20 protein-coding genes are annotated in these 16,682 nt (G+C 62.1%); 10 read left to right on the forward strand and 10 right to left on the reverse strand.

Features of this window, described 5'->3' with window-relative positions; all coding sequences use genetic code 11:
* Nucleotides 1-84: 84 nt before the first annotated feature.
* Nucleotides 85-747 carry an outer membrane protein gene (locus FJ960_RS27240; RefSeq protein ID WP_140503478.1) on the reverse strand — a complete coding sequence of 221 codons (663 nt, stop codon included), beginning with the start codon at nt 745-747 and terminating at the stop codon, nt 85-87.
* Between the two features lie 248 nt (nt 748-995).
* Here FJ960_RS27240 and ade point away from each other — a divergent pair, with 248 nt between their 5' ends.
* Entirely contained in the window at nt 996-2,813 is a 1,818-nt protein-coding gene (gene ade, locus FJ960_RS27245; RefSeq protein WP_140718191.1) for an adenine deaminase, read from the forward strand.
* A 24-nt stretch (nt 2,814-2,837) separates the two neighbouring features.
* On the opposite strand, the gene FJ960_RS27250 is transcribed toward ade, so the two are convergent.
* Both FJ960_RS27250 and FJ960_RS27255 read right to left on the reverse strand, forming a co-directional pair.
* Nucleotides 2,838-3,998 carry an alpha/beta hydrolase gene (locus FJ960_RS27250; protein WP_140718192.1) on the reverse strand — a complete coding sequence of 387 codons (1,161 nt, stop codon included), beginning with the start codon at nt 3,996-3,998 and terminating at the stop codon, nt 2,838-2,840.
* Between the two features lie 143 nt (nt 3,999-4,141).
* Nucleotides 4,142-5,239, reverse strand: a complete 1,098-nt coding sequence (locus FJ960_RS27255) for an alpha/beta hydrolase (protein WP_181166122.1) — start codon at nt 5,237-5,239, stop codon at nt 4,142-4,144.
* Between the two features lie 375 nt (nt 5,240-5,614).
* On the opposite strand from FJ960_RS27255, the gene ilvA reads away from it, so the two are divergent.
* Both ilvA and FJ960_RS27265 read left to right on the forward strand, forming a co-directional pair.
* On the forward strand, nt 5,615-6,871 hold the full coding sequence (gene ilvA / locus FJ960_RS27260) for a threonine ammonia-lyase IlvA (protein WP_140718193.1): 1,257 nt from the start codon (nt 5,615-5,617) through the stop codon (nt 6,869-6,871).
* Nucleotides 6,868-7,422, forward strand: coding sequence for a DUF1697 domain-containing protein (locus FJ960_RS27265; RefSeq protein WP_140718194.1), 555 nt, complete (start codon nt 6,868-6,870; stop codon nt 7,420-7,422). Before ilvA ends, FJ960_RS27265 begins: the two co-directional genes overlap by 4 nt.
* Before the next feature lie 44 nt (nt 7,423-7,466).
* Here the strand turns inward: FJ960_RS27265 and FJ960_RS27270 are convergent, their stop codons facing one another.
* Nucleotides 7,467-7,760 carry a DUF2218 domain-containing protein gene (locus tag FJ960_RS27270; RefSeq protein WP_140718195.1) on the reverse strand — a complete coding sequence of 98 codons (294 nt, stop codon included), beginning with the start codon at nt 7,758-7,760 and terminating at the stop codon, nt 7,467-7,469.
* A 127-nt stretch (nt 7,761-7,887) separates the two neighbouring features.
* A complete protein-coding gene (locus FJ960_RS27275; protein WP_140503492.1) occupies nt 7,888-8,328 on the reverse strand; it encodes a VOC family protein in 441 nt (146 codons plus the stop codon).
* Between the two features lie 217 nt (nt 8,329-8,545).
* Here FJ960_RS27275 and FJ960_RS27280 point away from each other — a divergent pair, with 217 nt between their 5' ends.
* From FJ960_RS27280 to FJ960_RS27290, 3 genes are read left to right on the forward strand one after another with little or no spacing between them, the layout of a single operon-like run.
* Nucleotides 8,546-9,142 (forward strand): cold-shock protein, encoded by a 597-nt coding sequence (locus FJ960_RS27280; RefSeq protein ID WP_032935881.1) that lies wholly within the window; start codon nt 8,546-8,548, stop codon nt 9,140-9,142.
* A 23-nt stretch (nt 9,143-9,165) separates the two neighbouring features.
* On the forward strand, nt 9,166-9,729 hold the full coding sequence (locus FJ960_RS27285; protein WP_140718196.1) for a DUF192 domain-containing protein: 564 nt from the start codon (nt 9,166-9,168) through the stop codon (nt 9,727-9,729).
* 19 nt (nt 9,730-9,748) lie between these two features.
* A complete protein-coding gene (locus FJ960_RS27290; protein ID WP_140503496.1) occupies nt 9,749-10,516 on the forward strand; it encodes an alpha/beta hydrolase in 768 nt (255 codons plus the stop codon).
* A 46-nt stretch (nt 10,517-10,562) separates the two neighbouring features.
* Here the strand turns inward: FJ960_RS27290 and FJ960_RS27295 are convergent, their stop codons facing one another.
* Nucleotides 10,563-11,159: a hypothetical protein gene (locus FJ960_RS27295; protein ID WP_140718197.1), complete on the reverse strand. Its 597-nt coding sequence runs from the start codon at nt 11,157-11,159 to the stop codon at nt 10,563-10,565.
* A 133-nt stretch (nt 11,160-11,292) separates the two neighbouring features.
* Between FJ960_RS27295 and cysE the strand changes: the two genes are divergently transcribed.
* Both cysE and FJ960_RS27305 read left to right on the forward strand, forming a co-directional pair.
* Nucleotides 11,293-12,141: a serine O-acetyltransferase gene (cysE, locus tag FJ960_RS27300; RefSeq protein WP_140503499.1), complete on the forward strand. Its 849-nt coding sequence runs from the start codon at nt 11,293-11,295 to the stop codon at nt 12,139-12,141.
* 146 nt (nt 12,142-12,287) lie between these two features.
* Entirely contained in the window at nt 12,288-12,491 is a 204-nt protein-coding gene (locus FJ960_RS27305) for a DUF3126 family protein (protein WP_006200852.1), read from the forward strand.
* A gap of 54 nt (nt 12,492-12,545) precedes the next feature.
* Here FJ960_RS27305 and FJ960_RS27310 read toward each other — a convergent pair whose 3' ends face one another.
* A complete protein-coding gene (locus FJ960_RS27310; protein ID WP_140718198.1) occupies nt 12,546-13,277 on the reverse strand; it encodes a hypothetical protein in 732 nt (243 codons plus the stop codon).
* 115 nt (nt 13,278-13,392) lie between these two features.
* On the opposite strand from FJ960_RS27310, the gene FJ960_RS27315 reads away from it, so the two are divergent.
* Both FJ960_RS27315 and FJ960_RS27320 read left to right on the forward strand, forming a co-directional pair.
* Entirely contained in the window at nt 13,393-13,728 is a 336-nt protein-coding gene (locus tag FJ960_RS27315) for a hypothetical protein (RefSeq protein ID WP_140718200.1), read from the forward strand.
* Nucleotides 13,729-13,747: 19 nt separating this feature from the next.
* On the forward strand, nt 13,748-14,275 hold the full coding sequence (locus tag FJ960_RS27320; protein ID WP_140718202.1) for a gamma carbonic anhydrase family protein: 528 nt from the start codon (nt 13,748-13,750) through the stop codon (nt 14,273-14,275).
* 38 nt (nt 14,276-14,313) lie between these two features.
* Here the strand turns inward: FJ960_RS27320 and FJ960_RS27325 are convergent, their stop codons facing one another.
* The 3 genes from FJ960_RS27325 to FJ960_RS27335 form a co-directional block, all read right to left on the reverse strand.
* Complete coding sequence (locus FJ960_RS27325) at nt 14,314-14,880, reverse strand: ankyrin repeat domain-containing protein (RefSeq protein ID WP_140718204.1); 567 nt, start codon at nt 14,878-14,880, stop codon at nt 14,314-14,316.
* 243 nt (nt 14,881-15,123) lie between these two features.
* Nucleotides 15,124-15,732, reverse strand: coding sequence for a transglutaminase-like cysteine peptidase (locus FJ960_RS27330; protein WP_140503508.1), 609 nt, complete (start codon nt 15,730-15,732; stop codon nt 15,124-15,126).
* A gap of 284 nt (nt 15,733-16,016) precedes the next feature.
* Nucleotides 16,017-16,634 carry a PilZ domain-containing protein gene (locus FJ960_RS27335; protein WP_015318053.1) on the reverse strand — a complete coding sequence of 206 codons (618 nt, stop codon included), beginning with the start codon at nt 16,632-16,634 and terminating at the stop codon, nt 16,017-16,019.
* Nucleotides 16,635-16,682 lie beyond the last annotated feature (48 nt).

The raw sequence follows: 16,682 nt of genomic DNA on the forward strand, positions 1-16,682 counted from the left end.
CCCACTTGGGAGCGCCGGCCGCCCCCACATCCGGCAAGACAGGTCTGCGCGCTGCTTGTCCAGCAACGACGCCGGTGGCCACGTTCAGAACTTGTAGCTGAGATTGATGCCGACCGTGTTCAGTTTCACGCTCTGATCGCGGTCGTTGAAGGGGGCCGGCGCCTCATGGTTCTCTGAGCCGAAATCGTAATAGCGATATTGCGCGCCGACGACGAACTTGTCGGTCAGCGCGTAGTCGACGCCCGCGCCCACGGTCCAACCGACATTTGTGCGCGTGTTGTCAAACCCTGGCCCCGAGGTCTGCGACGTCTCGATGTCGGCAAAGGCTATGCCGCCGATGCCGTAGACCAGCAGGCGGTCCATGGCGAAGCCGGCCTTGGCGTTGACCGAGCCGAACCACTTGATTTCGGCGCCGAATGTGTCTCCCAGGACCGATTGCGCCGTGCCGTCGACCGAGGAATAGTTGAGGTCCGCCTCGGCGCCCAGCACGGCCTGATCGAACTGCCAGAGGCCGGCGACATGCCCACCGACGAATCCGCCGTCGACGTCGGGCGTGATGGAAAACGGCGCGCCTTCCGTTGTGGTGATCTCGGAGCGGCCCCAGCCATATCCCGCCTGCAGGCCGGCATAGTAGCCGGTCCAGTCGAAGCCAGGCGCGGTCATCGGCACGTCGACTGTCGCGTCGGCAGCGAAAGCCGGCACGGACAGGACTGCAAGAAGACCGGCACTTGCGACCAGGCGATGCATCGAACCCCCCGAGAAGAGTCAAATATCCTGGATCGGAACATAACCTGATCTGCGGCAAAACGGAATCGGATTTCTGCAAAGGTGATTAGGGCGAGGTCGAGCGCATCGCCGAGCGGATTTCAGCCGGCAACGCCAAGGTCGAAGTCGACCTGAAACCCGAGTAATCCGGCAATCTCTAGGCAAATCCTTTCTTCCTCGCTGGCCAAAACGCCGTCGGCTTGGCACAGTCGGGCAAACAGGAGTCTTTGATGGCCACGAAGCCGCCCGCCCGCGCGACGAAACCCAAACCGTGGACCGAAATGGCGACCGATCTGGTCGATGTCGCGATGGGCCGCAAACCCGCCGATCTCGTCATCCGCAACGGGCGCTGGGTGAACGTCCATTCGGGCGAGATCATCGCCGGCACCGACATCGCCATCTCAGGCGGTCGCTTCGCCTATTGCGGGCCGAATGCCGGCCACACGATCGGGCAGGGCACCAAGGTGGTCGACGCGGGCGGACGCTATCTCGTGCCCGGCCTTTGCGACGCGCACATGCATGTCGAGAGCGGCATGGTGACGGTCACCGAATTCTGCCGCGCCGTCATCCCGCACGGAACCACCTCGATGTTCATCGATCCGCACGAGATCGCCAATGTGCTGGGCCTGCCGGGCGTGCGGCTGATGCATGACGAGGCCGTGGCCATGCCCATCAACGTGCATGTGCAGATGCCGTCCTGCGTGCCCTCGGCGCCTGGGCTCGAACATGCCGGCGCCGAACTGACGGTCGCCGATGTCGCGGAAGCGATGGGCTGGGAAAACATCATCGGACTTGGCGAGGTGATGAATTTCCCGGGCGTCGCCGCCAACGATCCGGTGATGTCGGGCGAGATCGCCGCGACGGTCAAAGCCGGCAAGACGGTTGGCGGGCATTATGCCTCGCGCGATCTTGGTCTGCCGTTCCACGGCTATGTCGCCGGCGGACCCGAGGATGACCACGAGGGCACGCGCGCCGAGGACGCAATCGCCCGCGTACGCCAGGGCATGAAGGCAATGCTGCGGCTGGGCTCTGCCTGGTACGACGTTGCCTCGCAGATCAAGGCGGTGACGGAAAGCGGCATCGATCCGCGCAACTTCATCCTGTGCACCGACGACAGCCATTCGGGCACGCTGGTGCATGAGGGACACATGGACCGGGTGGTGCGCCACGCCATCAGCCAAGGTCTGAAGCCGGTGACCGCGATCCAGATGGCAACGCTCAACACCGCCCTTCATTTCAAGCTGGAACGTGAGATCGGTTCGATCGCGCCCGGGCGGCTGGCCGACCTGCTGATCGTCTCCGATCTCACCCAGATGAGCATCGACGAGGTCTATGCGCGTGGCGTCAGGCTGGCCAAGGGCGGCAAGCTCGACATCGATATCCCGGCCTATGATTATCCGAAGACGGCGAAGAACACCGTCAAATTGGGCAAGAAGCTGAAGGCCGGCGATTTCGATATCGCGGCACCCAAGGGCGCCAACGAAGTGCGGGTGCGGGTGATCGGTGTCATCGAGAACCAGGCACCCACGCGCGCGCTGGAGGCCGATCTGCCAGTCGAGGATGGGCTGGTCGCCATGGATCGCCGCAACGACATTTGCCAGATCGCGCTGGTCGAGCGGCACAGGGGCACGGGTGCCGTCACCAATGCCTTCGTCTCCGGTTTCGGCTACATGGCCGACTGCGCCATGGCCTCCAGCGTGGCCCATGACGCCCATCACATCATCTGCGTTGGCACCAACAAGCAGGATATGGCGCTGGCCGTGAACCGGCTGGGGGAAGTCGGCGGCGGGGTCGTGCTGTTCTCCAAGGGCAAGGAATTGGCGCTGGTCGAAATGGCGATCGCCGGGCTGATGTCGGACGAGCGCGCCGAGATCGTCGCTGCCAAGGCTGAGAAACTGACCGAGGCAATGCGCAAGATGGGCTGTTCCCTGAACAACGCCTACATGCAGCACTCGCTGCTGGCGCTGGTGGTAATTCCGGAGTTGAGAATTTCCGACGTCGGGCTGATCGACGTAACGACGTTCCAGAAAGTCGATCTATTCGTCTGAAACCAGCCGTCCGCTCTTGGTTGCTCACCCGCCGGTGGCGATGGTCAGCACCTTGAACGGCGTCGTGATGATGACTTCGGCAGCCGAGCCGACGACCTTTCCCAGGCCTTGACCGATATCGGTGAGCTGTGCCGGGTCCTCATCCGCGGCGAGGCCCGCCGGCGTGCGCAGCCTATTGCCGAGCAATTGCACCAGGAACGGGTTGTCGGCGAATTTCGCGTGGTTGAGGCCGCCGTCGCCGCCCTTGGTCTTGGTTAGGTCGACCACCGACACGCCATAGGAGGCGAGGTCGGCGGCATTGCCATAGTCGCCGACGCGCGGTTTGTCGCCAGAGATGAACGAGGACAATTTGAGAGCCCGGTCGTCGCCTGAAAGCAGCACGGCGAACGGCTTGTCGGGCTTGCCATAACGGATCATCTGCTTCTTGAACACGTCGACGTCGATATCCGGTGAGGCAAGGATGACATAACCCAGCTTGCCGCCGAGATCGCGGTCGCCGGTGATGGCGAGTTGGCGCAGCGCCTCCATCGTCAACCACGTCCCCATCGAATGGGCGATGATGTCGATGCTCTTGACCCGCGTCTTGGCGAGCATCCTCAGCGTTGCCTCGAGATCGTCACGGGCGGCGGTGGAACTGTCCTTGTCGTAGATATAGCCCGTCGTCTTGGCGCTCGACGCCCACGAGAATAGCACAGGCGTACCCGGATATTTCGTGTCGTGGGCGATCTGCGTCAGCCGGTAGATGCCGTCGTCGAAACCATTGTTGAAGCCATGCACGAAAACCAGCGCACGGTCGCCGCGCATGGCGATGTCGGCGCCGATCGCCTTGGCGAATTGCGGCGCGCCTTCGTAGAAGGTGACATCCCTGGCTGTGAAATCCTTGGCCGGGTTGCTGTTGGCCGAACCCTTGGCGCGCTCGATGTTGCCGACCTGATGGCTCTTCGGAACCGTGACATCGACCCGCGCAAAGCTGGTGGTCAGGGAACGGTCGCCGTCGAAGACCTGCCGTGGGTCCTTCGCCGCCTTCTGGCGGGTGGTGGCGACAAATATTTCATGGGCGGCCGCAATATCGGATGCCGGCACGGTGACCGTCGTCTTGTTGAGCAGATCATGCGTATTTCCAGCGCAGCCAGCGACCAGCAGCGCGAACGCGACGACACCATGACTCTTCAAGCGCAAGGCCACGCGTCGGCTCCCGCATAAGGGGACGTCAAACGCATGACGTCGCTCGATACTCCGATAAGGCCAGAGACGGGCGCGGTCCAGTTCAAAGTAGGCCAATGGTTCGGCGATGGTGAACGGGCACGGCGAAAACCGCGGCGCCGCATCTACTGTCCAAGCAGGCTGATGCGGTCGGTCACGTCCCGGTCGCTGGCGAAACCATCGTCCTCGCGCAGCCGCTGGCCGATCATCTTCACCAGTGCCGGATTGTCGGCGAATTTCGTATGATTGAAGCTGTCGCTGCCTTTGACCTTGGAGAGATCCACGACCGTCACGCCGTAGGAGGCAAGGTCGGCGGCATCCTTGTAATCGCCGACGCGCGGCCGCGAGCCGGCGATCAGGCCGGACAACCTCAGCGCGCGGTCGTCGTCCGACAACAGCAGGATGAACGGCTTGTCGGGCTTGCCGTAGCGGCGCATCTGGCTCTTGAACACATCGACATCGATGTCGGGAGAGGCCAGCACCACATCGCCAAGCTTGCCGCCAAGATCGCGATCGCCGCTGATGGCCATCTGGCGCAGCGTTTCCATTGTCACCCAAGTTCCCATCGAATGAGCGACAATATCGATGCGCCGCGCGCCGGACTGCTGCAGCATTCGCAAGGTCACTTCGAGCTGGTCGCGAGCGGCACTGGCGCTTTCCTTGTCATAGACATAGTCGGTGGTCTTGGCGCCCGAGGCCCAGGAAAACAGCACCGGCGTCCCGGGATAGCCGGAATCATGGACAATCTGGGTCAAGCGGTAGACAGCGTCGTCGAAGCCGGTGTTGTAGCCATGGACGAAGACCATCACGCGGCCGCCGCGCGCCGCTATGTCGGCGTTGAGCGCGCTGGAGAATTTCGGCTGGGTATCGTAGCCGACGACCTCGGAAGCCATGAAGTACTTTGCCGGATCGTCCGACTTGCCGCGTGAACGCCGCTCGATCTGGCCGGTCGTGTGGAGCCCGGGAACGGTGACATTGACGCGGGCGTAGTTGAGCGTCGCCGAGCGTTCGCCGTCGAAAACCTTGTTGGGATCGTCGGAGGGCTTGCGGGTCGTGGCAATGAAGATCGAGTGGTTGCCCGCGATTTCCGTCACCGGCGCCGACATGACCGCGCTGCCGAGCAGTTCCTCGGTTTTGCGGCCGCCGCAGCCCGCCACCAGCAGCGCAAGCGCAAGAATGCAAATCGTCTTCAAATGCACGATAAAAATTCCACTCGATCCCAAACAAGGGCCGTCCACCCTCCGCGATATCTCCCCAGCAGGCCAAGTGCGGCGGAAGTAAGTCGCGTCCAGCCGAAATGCGGTCGGCGCCTCGCGACGGCCTTCGCACTGTTGCGCGAAGGCCAAAGCGGCAGCAAGGCCGTAACGCCGCAGAGGGCAGGCGCCTGCATCTCGGCCGGATGTCGAATTCAGGCGCCCACCAATGCGCGGCTCGGCTCGATGCGAGAAAACATGAACAAACGTCCCCAAGTGCCTGCTAGCATTTCGGGACGGCGCCGTTGCGGGCGCGGGCTCGACCGGGCAATGGCCTTGCCGGGCCGGATGTGTAATAGGGTTATTGTCTAACTCGCCCGCGGGCGATCCCGGGATGACCTTGTCATGACCAGCTTTTCCTCGCGCGTCGCCACCGCCGCCTCTGCGATCCGCCAGATATTCCCGGAGACACCGCTGCAGGAAAATGACTATCTGTCGAAAAAGACCGGCGCCCGGGTGCTTTTGAAGCGCGAGGATTTGAGTCCGGTGCGCTCCTACAAGATCCGCGGCGCCTTCAACTTCTTCCGCAAGGCGCTTGGCGAAGGCAACCAGGCCGAGCTGTTTGTCTGCGCGTCCGCCGGCAACCATGCGCAGGGCTTTGCCTTTGTCTGTCGCCATTTCGGCAAGAAGGGCGTGGTCTTCATGCCGGTGACGACCCCGCAGCAGAAGATCGACAAGACCAGGCTGTTTGGCGGCGACTTCGTCGAGATCAGGCTGGTCGGCGATTTCTTCGACGACTGCTATCGCGCCGCCTTCGAATTCACCGAGAGCTCCGGTGGCCATATGGTGCCGCCCTTCGACCATAAGGACATCATTGAGGGCCAGGCGACGGTCGCCCATGAGATCGCGGACCAGATGCCGGGCGCGCGCATGCCCGACATGGTCATGCTGCCGGTGGGTGGCGGCGGTCTGGCTGCCGGGGTGACACACTATTTCGCCGATCAGGGCCGTGAGGCCCAGTTCGTGTTTTGCGAGCCTGCCGGCGCGCCGAGCCTGCGCGAGAGCCTTGCGGCGGGAAAACGGCTGAAGCTCGCCAAGGTCGACAACTTCGTCGACGGCGCGGCGGTCGCCGAGATCGGCCGCGAACCTTTGCGCTATCTCAAGGAGTTTGCCGCAGACAGCGTGCGGCTGGTCCCGGAAAACCGGCTCTGCGCGACCATGATCGAGATGCTCAACGTCGAAGGCGTGGTCCTGGAACCCGCCGGCGCGCTTGCGATCGATGCGCTGAAGGATTTTTCCAGGAAGGAAATCCGGGGCAAGACCATTGTAGCGGTAGTATCAGGTGGCAATTTCGATTTCGAGCGACTGCCGGACGTCAAGGAACGGGCGCTGCGCTTCGAAGGCCTGAAGAAATATTTCATCATCCGCTTTCCGCAGCGGCCGGGCGCGTTGCGCGACTTCCTCGACATGCTGGGTCCGGACGACGACATCGCCCGCTTCGAATATCTGAAGAAGTCGGCGCGCAATTTCGGCTCGGTCCTGATCGGCATCGAAACCAAGGATCGGCGCAATTTCGACCTGCTGAAGGCGAATTTCGAGGCCGAGGGCGTCCAGTATCAGGACATCACCGACAATGAGACACTGGCGGGTTTCATAATATGAGCGGCAAGATCTTCATCGCGCTGTTTTCCGGCATCAATGTCGGCGGCAACCGCATCGTCAGGATGGCGGAGTTACGGTCGTTCTTCGAGGGCCTCGGTTGTTCCGATGTCTCCACCTACGTGCAGAGCGGCAATGCCGTATTCCGCGCTGACAAGGGCGACGCCGCCGCGCTGACCAAACAGATCGAGGCGGCTTTCGAGGAAAAATGGGGTTTCCATTCGCGCATCATGGTGCGCGATTTCGAATGGTTCGAACGGCTGGTGCGCGAAAATCCCTATCCGGAAGCGGCCGCTGATCACACGAAGCTCCACGCCTATGCGCTGGAGCGTGAGCCGACCGCCGATGAGGTGGCGCGGTTGGCGGAAAGGTGCACGGGTCCCGAGCGTTTCGAGGTCAAGGGCGATGTGCTCTATCTCAGCGCGCCGGACGGGCTCGGCAAATCGGTGTTCGCCAGCCTCATTCCGCGCACGTTGAAAGTGCCGGGCACGGCCCGCAATTGGCGCTCAGTGCTAGCGCTGCTGGAAATGGCGCGCAAGTCCGGAAGCGATTGATCCACGCGTCTCGCCGGAAATGCGCGGCGACACGCATGAACGAACTACGCCGCCTCGGCGCGTTTCCAGTCGAAGGCCAGTTCTTCGCGGAACGCAAAGCGTTTGATGTGGTCGGCAACGACATTTTCGAGGCGCTCGATCGAAGCGGACTCGTCGGTCGAAACCGTGATGTGCAGCGCTGCCCCGTCGGCGTCCATGACCGTGCGGCCCAGTGAAAGGTCGATGACGCCGTGATTGGGGTCGAACTCGACGGGAAACTTGTGCGCCCAATGTTTGCACAGCTGCTGCAGATAGCGGCTTGCGTGCGCCGTGGAGACATTGGCGTGGCTGATCGGCATGAAGGGTTCTCCGAAGCTATCTCAAGACGTGGCGCTGCTCTTCAGGGCAGGCGCCATAGGCGCATAGATAGGCACAACCTGGCGAAACACCATGGAGTGGCCGCCGGCCACTTGAAAAGATGATCGATTACCAGCTTCCGGTATTCGCCATCGACGCCCACGGTTCCGCCTTGGCCTTGGCCGGACCCTTCTGCAGAAGCTCGATCGAGATGCCGTCCGGCGACCTGATAAAGGCCATGTTGCCGTCGCGCGGCGGCCGGTTGATGGTGACGCCATTGTCCATCAGTCGCTGGCAGGTGGCGTAGATGTCGTCGACCTCGTAGGCGAGGTGGCCGAAATTGCGCCCGCCCTTGTAGTCTTCCGGATCCCAATTGTAGGTCAGCTCGACCAGCGGCGCCTTGTCGGCGATGCCGCTCTGCTCGTCTTCCGGAGCGGCCAGGAAGATCAGCGTGAAGCGGCCCTGCTCGTTTTCATAGCGGCGAACTTCCTTCAGCCCGAGCTTGTTGCAATAGAAATCGAGCGAGGCATCGACATCGGCGATGCGGACCATGGTGTGCAGATAGCGCATGTTGTTTTCCTCGATCTGTTGGGTTGCGGCGCAACATAGGGTCGGCCCGGTCAAAGGGCAATCGCCGGGGTCAGGCAGCGCCGGCAAAGAACAAATCCGGTATTCCCGCAATGAACCGTGAAAAAAGGCGCGTCAGGTCTTGCACATACCGGAAGCCGCGGTGTTAATCTGGTGTCAAGAATCAGTTGCGGTGTTCTTGAATAAAGGGGGCATTCTTATGGGGGAAAAGGCCTCTTTGACGGGGCGGGCCAATACCCTTGGCGACGCCTTGACACGCGACGAGGGCGGCGACGCCGCCGACCTTGCCGAAATTGCCGGCGCCATCAAGTGGTTCGATGTGGCCAAGGGCTATGGTTTCATCCTTCCGGATGACGGTGTTTCGGGCGATATCCTCCTCCATGTGACTTGTCTTCGACGGGACGGCTTCCAGACAGCCTTGGAAGGCGCGCGCGTGGTCTGTCTTGTGAAGCAGGGCGAGCGCGGGCTGCAGGCCTTCCGTGTGCTTTCCATGGATGTCACCACCGCCGTCCATCCCGCGGAAATGCAGGAACAGCGCACCCATGTCTCGGTGACGCCGGAGAGCGGGCTCGAACGCGCTCTGGTCAAATGGTTCAACCGCACCAAAGGGTTTGGATTCCTGACGCGCGGCGAGGGCACCGAGGACATTTTCGTTCATATGGAGACCTTGCGCCGCTACGGCATCACCGAGCTTCGGCCGGGCCAGGTCGTACTTGTCCGTTTCGGCCGCGGTGACAAAGGCCTTATGGCTGCCGAAATTCACCCCGATATGGGCACCTTGCCGGTCTCGCACTAGGGCGATCCGGCCGAGGATTTCATATGAGACACAGGAACGGGCTGACGACGGGCGTGGTATGCGCTGTGGCCGCCGTCATAGTCGCTGCAGCCGCATTCTTCTATTTCCAGGTACCCAGCGCGGCCGATGGCCGGGCGATGATCCTTCCGGTCGATCCCGTGCCGCTGGTGGTTGTGACCAAGAATGGCAAACGCTCCTTCTCGATCGAAGTCGCCGATACAGAGGCCGAGCGGGAAGCCGGCCTGATGTTTCGCGAGGACATGGCCGCCAATCATGGCATGCTGTTCGTCTTCGACGAGACACGCGACGTCAGTTTCTGGATGAAGAATACGCCGATGCCGCTCGATCTGATCTTTGTCGGTCAGGACGGCAGGATCCGCGCGATCAAGCGAGGCGAGCCGCAGTCGGAGGCAATTGTTTCGCCGGGCGAGCCGGTTCGCTTCGTGCTCGAACTCAAGGCTGGCACTGCCGCCAGGGACGGCATCGCGGATGGCGACCTGCTGCGCCATCCGGCGATCGGCACGGCACCGGGTCCTGGCATGCCGCCCGCGGACAAGGGCGATTCTCCGAACGTCGATTCTGATTGAGCGCCGGGACCGCCTTCCGATGCAGTTTTTTTCCCATGGCGGGTTCGATCTAGCCTTCCTCGACCGCCAACCGGCATCGGGCGAGGGCGATCCGGTGCTGATGATCCATGGCTTCGCCTCGAGCCACTATGTCAACTGGGTGTCGCCCGGCTGGTTCAAGACGCTCAATGATGCCGGCTATCGCGCCATCGCCTTCGACAATCGCGGCCACGGCTCGTCATCCAAGAGTTACGACGAGGCCGATTATACACCCGCGAAAATGGCTTCGGATGCCGCTGCCTTGCTCGATCACCTCGGCATCGAACGGGCCCATGTCATGGGCTATTCGATGGGCGCGCGAATTGCTGCCTTCCTGGCACTGTCCGACCCGGACAAGGTGGCGACGCTGGTCTTTGGCGGCCTCGGCATCGGCATGATTGACGGCGTCGGCGATTGGGATCCGATCGCCGCCGCTCTCCTTGCCGAGGATCCGGCCGCGACAACCCATCCGCGCGGCCGCTCTTTTCGCGCCTTCGCCGACCAGACCCGAAGCGACCGCCGGGCGCTTGCCGCCTGCATCGTCACCTCACGGGAATTGCTTGGTGAAGAGGATATCGCCCGCATAGCCCAGCCGACGCTGGTCGCGGTCGGTACCACCGACGACATTGGCGGATCGCCGGACGAGCTTGCGGCGCTGATGCCCAACGCCAGGGCCTTCCACATCGAGGGCCGCGACCATATGCTGGCCGTCGGGGACAAGACCTTCAAGCAACGGGTGCTGGAGTTCTACGCCGAAAATCCGCTCTGAGGCTTCGATTTCTTTTGGACCAAGGATCTCGGGGCGCGAAATTGACCTAGGTCAGGGCCTGCAGGGACCGTGCGATATTTTGTCTGGCTTGTGGTTCGAAGCGCTGCCGGAACTCCTGCGTGTGAAAAATATGCGGTCGGGCAAGGAAGGTCTTCAGCACCGCACCGCGGTCGGCACGCCATATCGACTCCTCCACCCAGCCATATTCGCGGCGGACCGCGCGTTCATAGGCGTCGAACGCCTCAGGCGCGGCACCCAGGATCGACAGATCGATGTCGAGAAACAGGCTGGCGTCGCGTATCGCCGCCGCGTCGTCGAACAGCGGCAGCTGGTGTGTGGCGGTGGCGAGGATCATAGCGCTGATGCGGCCCATGCGGCCGGCATCGATGCGGCCGGCGAGCTTTTTCTCGGCAAGGGCGGCACTTTGCGCCTCATTGTCCCTGGCCCTGCTGTCGTAGATGGCGTCGTGGAACCAGATCGCCGCTTCGACGGCTTCGGGGTCGCCGAGCTCTCCCCGATAGTCGCGAGCAAGCGCCAGCATTGTCTCGATATGCGCGAGGTTGTGATAGTGGCGTTCCCCGGCGGCGTAGAGCGCCGAAATTTCGGTTTTCAGGGCGTCGTCGATCAAGGGTTCGTTTTCCATGGCTGCTTGAATTCCCGCGAACCAAATCCATTTGACACAGCACTAAGGAAAATTGAGTTCAATCGTGCTATGATCTGGCTTATATGTGCGGCCCCGATGACAGCAGACTAGCAGGACGCAGGACGAGACGTCGATGAACAGCATCAGCATTTCCCGCCACAGCGCGTTGCAGCCGGTCGATCCGATCTGGCGTTCGATCCGCGACGAAGCGATGGAAGCGGTCAACCGCGACCCGCTTTTGGCCGCGTTCCTCTATTCGACGATCCTCAACCAGGAGAGCCTGGAAGAGGCTGTCGTCCACAGGATCGCGGAGCGGCTTGCCCATCAGGATATCGGCTCCGATCTCATCCGCCAGACCTTCAAGTCGATGCTCGCCGACGATAAGGACTGGCCGACCACGGTGCGCGTCGACATCCAGGCCTATTATGACCGCGACCCGGCTTGCGACCGGTTCATCATGCCGGTGCTCTACTTCAAGGGCTTTCACGCCATCCAGACCCATCGGCTGGCGCATTGGCTGTGGAACCACGGCCGCAAGGATTTCGCTCTCTACCTGCAGAGCCGTTCGTCCGCGGTCTTCCAGACCGATATCAATCCGGCCGCGCGCATCGGCAAGGGTATCTTCATCGATCACGCCACCGGCCTCGTCGTCGGCGAGACCGCGGTGATCGAGGACGATGTGTCCATCCTGCACGGCGTGACGCTGGGCGGTACCGGCAAGGCCGGTGGCGACCGCCATCCCAAGATCCGCCATGGCGTGCTGATTGGCGCCGGCGCCAAGATTCTCGGCAACATCGAGGTCGGCCATTGCTCCAAGATTGCCGCCGGATCGGTGGTGCTGTCGCCTGTGCCGCACAACAAGACGGTTGCCGGCGTGCCGGCCCGCGTGGTCGGCGAGACCGGTTGCGACCAGCCTTCGCGCCAGATGGACCAGCTTCTGCCGTCGCAGAAGATGGACCACGTGATCAGTTTCGATATCTGATTTGCTGGCAGTTGCCCCGCATGATTGCGATTTGCTCGGTGGTGCTGCCGCTTCCGGTGCAATAAGGCCGGCTTGCCTTTACATCGCCATTGTCGACGTGCCAGAAGCGCCGTTCAAACGAGCAAGCCGATGATCGGAGAAGACTGTTGAAGCCGGACGAAATCAGAAAGCTGGACGCCTATTTCAAGCGCGTCTTCCAGAACCCCAAGCTTGAGGTCAAGGCACGGCCGCGCAAGGAAGATTCGGCCGAAGTCTATGTCGGTGACGAATTCCTCGGCATCGTCTTCAAGGACGAGGACGATGGCGACTATAATTTCTCGATGGCGATCCTGGACATCGACCTGGCCTGAGCCAGCAATGCCACGGCAGGCCGCGTCGAGCGCGGCCGGGCGGCTTTCAGCCGGTCAATGTCCTGTCTTGAGGATTCGCCCCGCCTCGGCCGCGATCGCCGCATCGAGCGTCTGCCAGTCGCCAAGGAATTCCTTCGGGAAGCGATAGGTAAGGCTGAGATCATCCCCGACATGGATGTCCCGCTCGCAAGGAGCCAGCGATTCGCCGGCGCTCGGCCCACTGAGGCAGCGGGCCACGAAGAGGTCCTTGCCCCCACGCTTGCCGACGACCAGCATCTCGTTCAGATAGCCTGATTTCTCATTGAAGCCGTAGACCGTCGTGCCGCCAGGTCCTGGAATGCCGGGCTGGACGATCAGCGCGCTGTAGATCGGCCCGAACCGGCCGCTCATGTCGCGCGACATCATCTGCTGCTCGAAGGACAGGAAGATGATGTTCCTGTTGGCCCCGGCGTGATTGAAATCATCGCGCGACGCCTCGCTGTAGCCGTCCATCTGGGGATAGCGCAAATAGAGGTCGAGGCGCGAGGCGATGCCGTCGCGCCGGGCCTGCTCGAACCGGATGAAATTGGCTGGCACGGTGATGATGTTGTTGCCGATCACCACCTCGCGCACGGTCGCGTCGTCGCTGTAGCCGGCCATGGCAATGGAACGGCCGAACCATTTGCCGCCAAGGCTGATGACTATCGACAGCACGGCAAGTGCGGCGAACGCGTAGAACACCCGCTTCATCAGCATGGAATCGACCACGGTGAGTTCTGGGCCGTCGGCGATCGCTGCCTGCTTCATCTCGGTCCTCGTCCCTCCGCCATCCGGGTGTCCCTCGACGGCACACATCGCACGGCACGGCTCTTGCTGCCGTCCTGAAACGACTGTGCGATTTCATGGTAAATGGAGGGTTAATATGGCCCAGATCGAGCTCTTGCTGTTCGCTTTTGTCGTCGGGCTGACGGTTTGCGGGCTGACCGGTTCGACAATGGAACTGGTATCGGGTCGCAAGGTCGCCTTCACCGAGCCCTATGTGTCGCCCTCGCATGTGCTGCGCTCGCTGGCTGCCACTGCCGGCGCCGGGCCGTTCATGCTGATCAACGATGCCCTTGATGCGCGGCGCCAGAACCGCATTTCGACAGTGGCGCTCTTGTCATGCGGTTGCACCGCTATTGCCTGGTCCCTGGCGCTGGGCATCGTCGTGCTCGCCATTGCTTCATGGGCGGTCCGTCTCCTAGGGTTCCCAGCCTGAGACGATTCGGAGACCGACAATGCCGCTTTATGCGATCGATGGAACGGAGCCGAGCTTCGCCGACGCGGACTCGAACTGGATCGCGCCCGATGCCACGCTGATTGGCGACATCAGGATCGGCCGCAATGCGGGCTTCTGGTTCGGCGCCGTTATCAGGGGCGACAACGAGCCCATCGTCATCGGCGCCGACACCAATGTGCAGGAACATACCGTCATGCACACCGATCCCGGCTTTCCGTTGACCATCGGACAGGGCTGTACGATTGGGCATCGCGCCATGCTTCATGGCTGCACGATTGGTGACAACAGCCTGATTGGCATGGGCGCCATCGTGCTGAATGGCGCCAGGATCGGCAAGAATTCACTCGTCGGCGCCGGCGCCCTGGTCACCGAAGGCAAGGAGTTTCCGGACAATTCGCTGATCGTCGGTTCGCCGGCCAAGGCGATCAGGGTGCTGGACGACGCGGCGGTCGAGCGGCTGCGAGCCTCGGCCGCGCATTATGTCGCCAACGCCAGGCGCTTCAAGACGGGGCTGAAGAAGGTCTGAACTCTCGGCCGACGCACGCCTTCGACCACCGGTTGCGCTTATGGTTCCCGGCTACCCGCTAGGCGCTCGGCAATGGCTGCTCGCAGCAGCGACACGCCCAGCTCGAATCCTGCAATCTCTGCTTCTTCAAGGGCTGTCGTACAGTCGTCGATACGGGTCCTTAACGAAGGGTCCGCGCCGCCGGCAAGAAGCAGGCGGATCGCCTCCGCGTCGCGCGTGGCGACGGCGTAGTGGAGCGGCGTCCAGTCGTTGACGCCTCGCATGTCCGGATCGGCGCCGTGATCGATCAGGATGCCGATGATGTCGAGCTTGTCCGCGCGCTTGGTGGACAGCGCCGCGATAATGGAGGGAAATCCGGCATGATCCTCGTAATTCGGGCTGGACCCGGCCTCGATCAGCATTGCGACGAAGGCGAGAGGGCTCCAGTAGATCGCGTATTCCAGTGGATGGCCAAGACCGAGCTCGAACGGCATGTGCTCGTCGAACCACCCCCCCGAGCCGCCCAAGGCGGTGCCGAGGGCCCCGAAGTCGCCAGCCTTGAAGGCATCGTCGATTGCCTTGAACAGCCTGTGGCGCTCGCATCGATCTTCCGGAATTTCCAGCATGGCAGTGATCCAGGAAACGAAACGGCCGATTGTGCATCGATCTGTTGCGCGTGGAAAGGCAGGGGCAGCGCGATGCACCACGTGTCATCGGGTCAGTTTTAGCGGCTTCCTCCAGAAATGGTGGAGCCGGCCCGGGGACGGGGCCGGCTCCTTTGACCCGGTCGTTGGGGACGGGGAGGGTGGGGACTCGACCGGGTTTCTCGTTGAGCGCGTCGTGCAACGCGCCTGACCTTGTTGGCGTCCTCAGCGGACGCTGGCGACCGCGTCGGAACGGCCGTCGTTGATCGTCACCCAAACGCCGGAATTTTCCGTCGATTGACGCTTGAGATAGGTGTAGTCGGTGTCCGTCCAAGACAGCACCTTGGTTTCCAGATTGTCGAGGATGAACTCGCCGAGGCTGGTGCGCACGGTCAGCACTGCGTGGCCGTCGCCGTTCGGCTGGCGCGCAACCGTCATCAAAAGGTCGCCGGCCGGCACGCCCACATCCATCAGCTCGCGGCGCTTTTCCAGCGCATAGTCCTCGCAATCGCCATAGCCATTGTCCGGGTAGGCCCAGTATTCCTCGACACCGTAGTTTTCCATGTCGGTGCGCGGCTTGACGCGGGTGTTGACCGAATTGTTGATGCTGACGATCGTCGCCCATAGCTTCCGGGTCAGGTCGACCGGCTCTCCCTTGGGGGTCTTCTCGTTGCATTCGCCAGGAATGCGTTGGCAGAATTCATAATGGCCAACAGGCTGCGTGGTGCGTCCGCCGGTATGCATATAGGCCGGTCCCGCGGCATATGCTGATCCCCAGGCGGAAAGCTGCATCGCCATTGCCATCAGCAACAGCTTGCCCCTCGCTTTTTTCATTATTCAGTCTCCCCGTTCGAAGGAGACATTGCCACATGTGGATTTATTCGACGCAAAAAAGCGAAGTAGGTTTTAAGTAAAACGCCAGTAGAATAAGCATAAAATTTGAATCATTTGAGTATTGAATTGTTTGGATTGCTGGGCTGGTTTTCTGCGAATTCAGCCTCGCGCGGACCATTTCTGAAACTATGGAACCTGCCGTCCGAGGATATATCGATCGCCGCACCCCGGAATCAAAAAGCCGGCCGCGAGGGCCGGCTTGATGGGCGTGCTTTGCGGCCTGATCAGGCGCGCGGCGTGTTGAATTCGGAATCGAGCGTTTCGGGGCGCTGGATGACGGCGAATTCGATGGCGACGCCGTCTTCGAAATGCCGGACGATCTGGCCGCGCATCGTGCCGAGCATGACCTGGACTCCGATCGCCGGTTTGACGTCGATCTCGATCGCGGCGCCGGACAGTGACAGATCGATGATCCGGCACTGATACTGACGGCCGTCGGTGAGCTGCAGCACGCTGGTCGGATTGCGTGGCGAGACGCGCTCGTGACGGCGGTCTTCCGGCAGGTCGAGCTCGTGTTTGTTGGCAAGCCATGTCAACTGCGCCGCGAGCTTGTCCTTCTTGCGGTCGGACGCAATCACCGTCATCGCGAAGCCGTCCGGCAGCGTGCGTGTCAAAACACCTTCGATGCGGCCGATATGGTCGATATAGGCGATGACTTTCTCGCCGGGCATGCCGATGCGGTCGGTACGAAGCGCGACGTTGCCGGGCGACATGTCGACGACCTGGCACGGGTGCTCGGTGCGGTCCTCCAGCATGAATCGTCCGTATATCTTGACCCGGACGCGCTGAAAATTACGCCTTTCAGCTTGGGACGGCGCGTAGTCGACCGCCGCTGACCTCATGACTGCCTACACCCCGTTTGGCATCCCGCGCGTCGATGCAAGGGACTT

Source organism: Mesorhizobium sp. B2-3-11, from assembly GCF_006442215.1.
GTDB classification, from domain to species: Bacteria; Pseudomonadota; Alphaproteobacteria; order Rhizobiales; family Rhizobiaceae; genus Mesorhizobium; species Mesorhizobium salmacidum.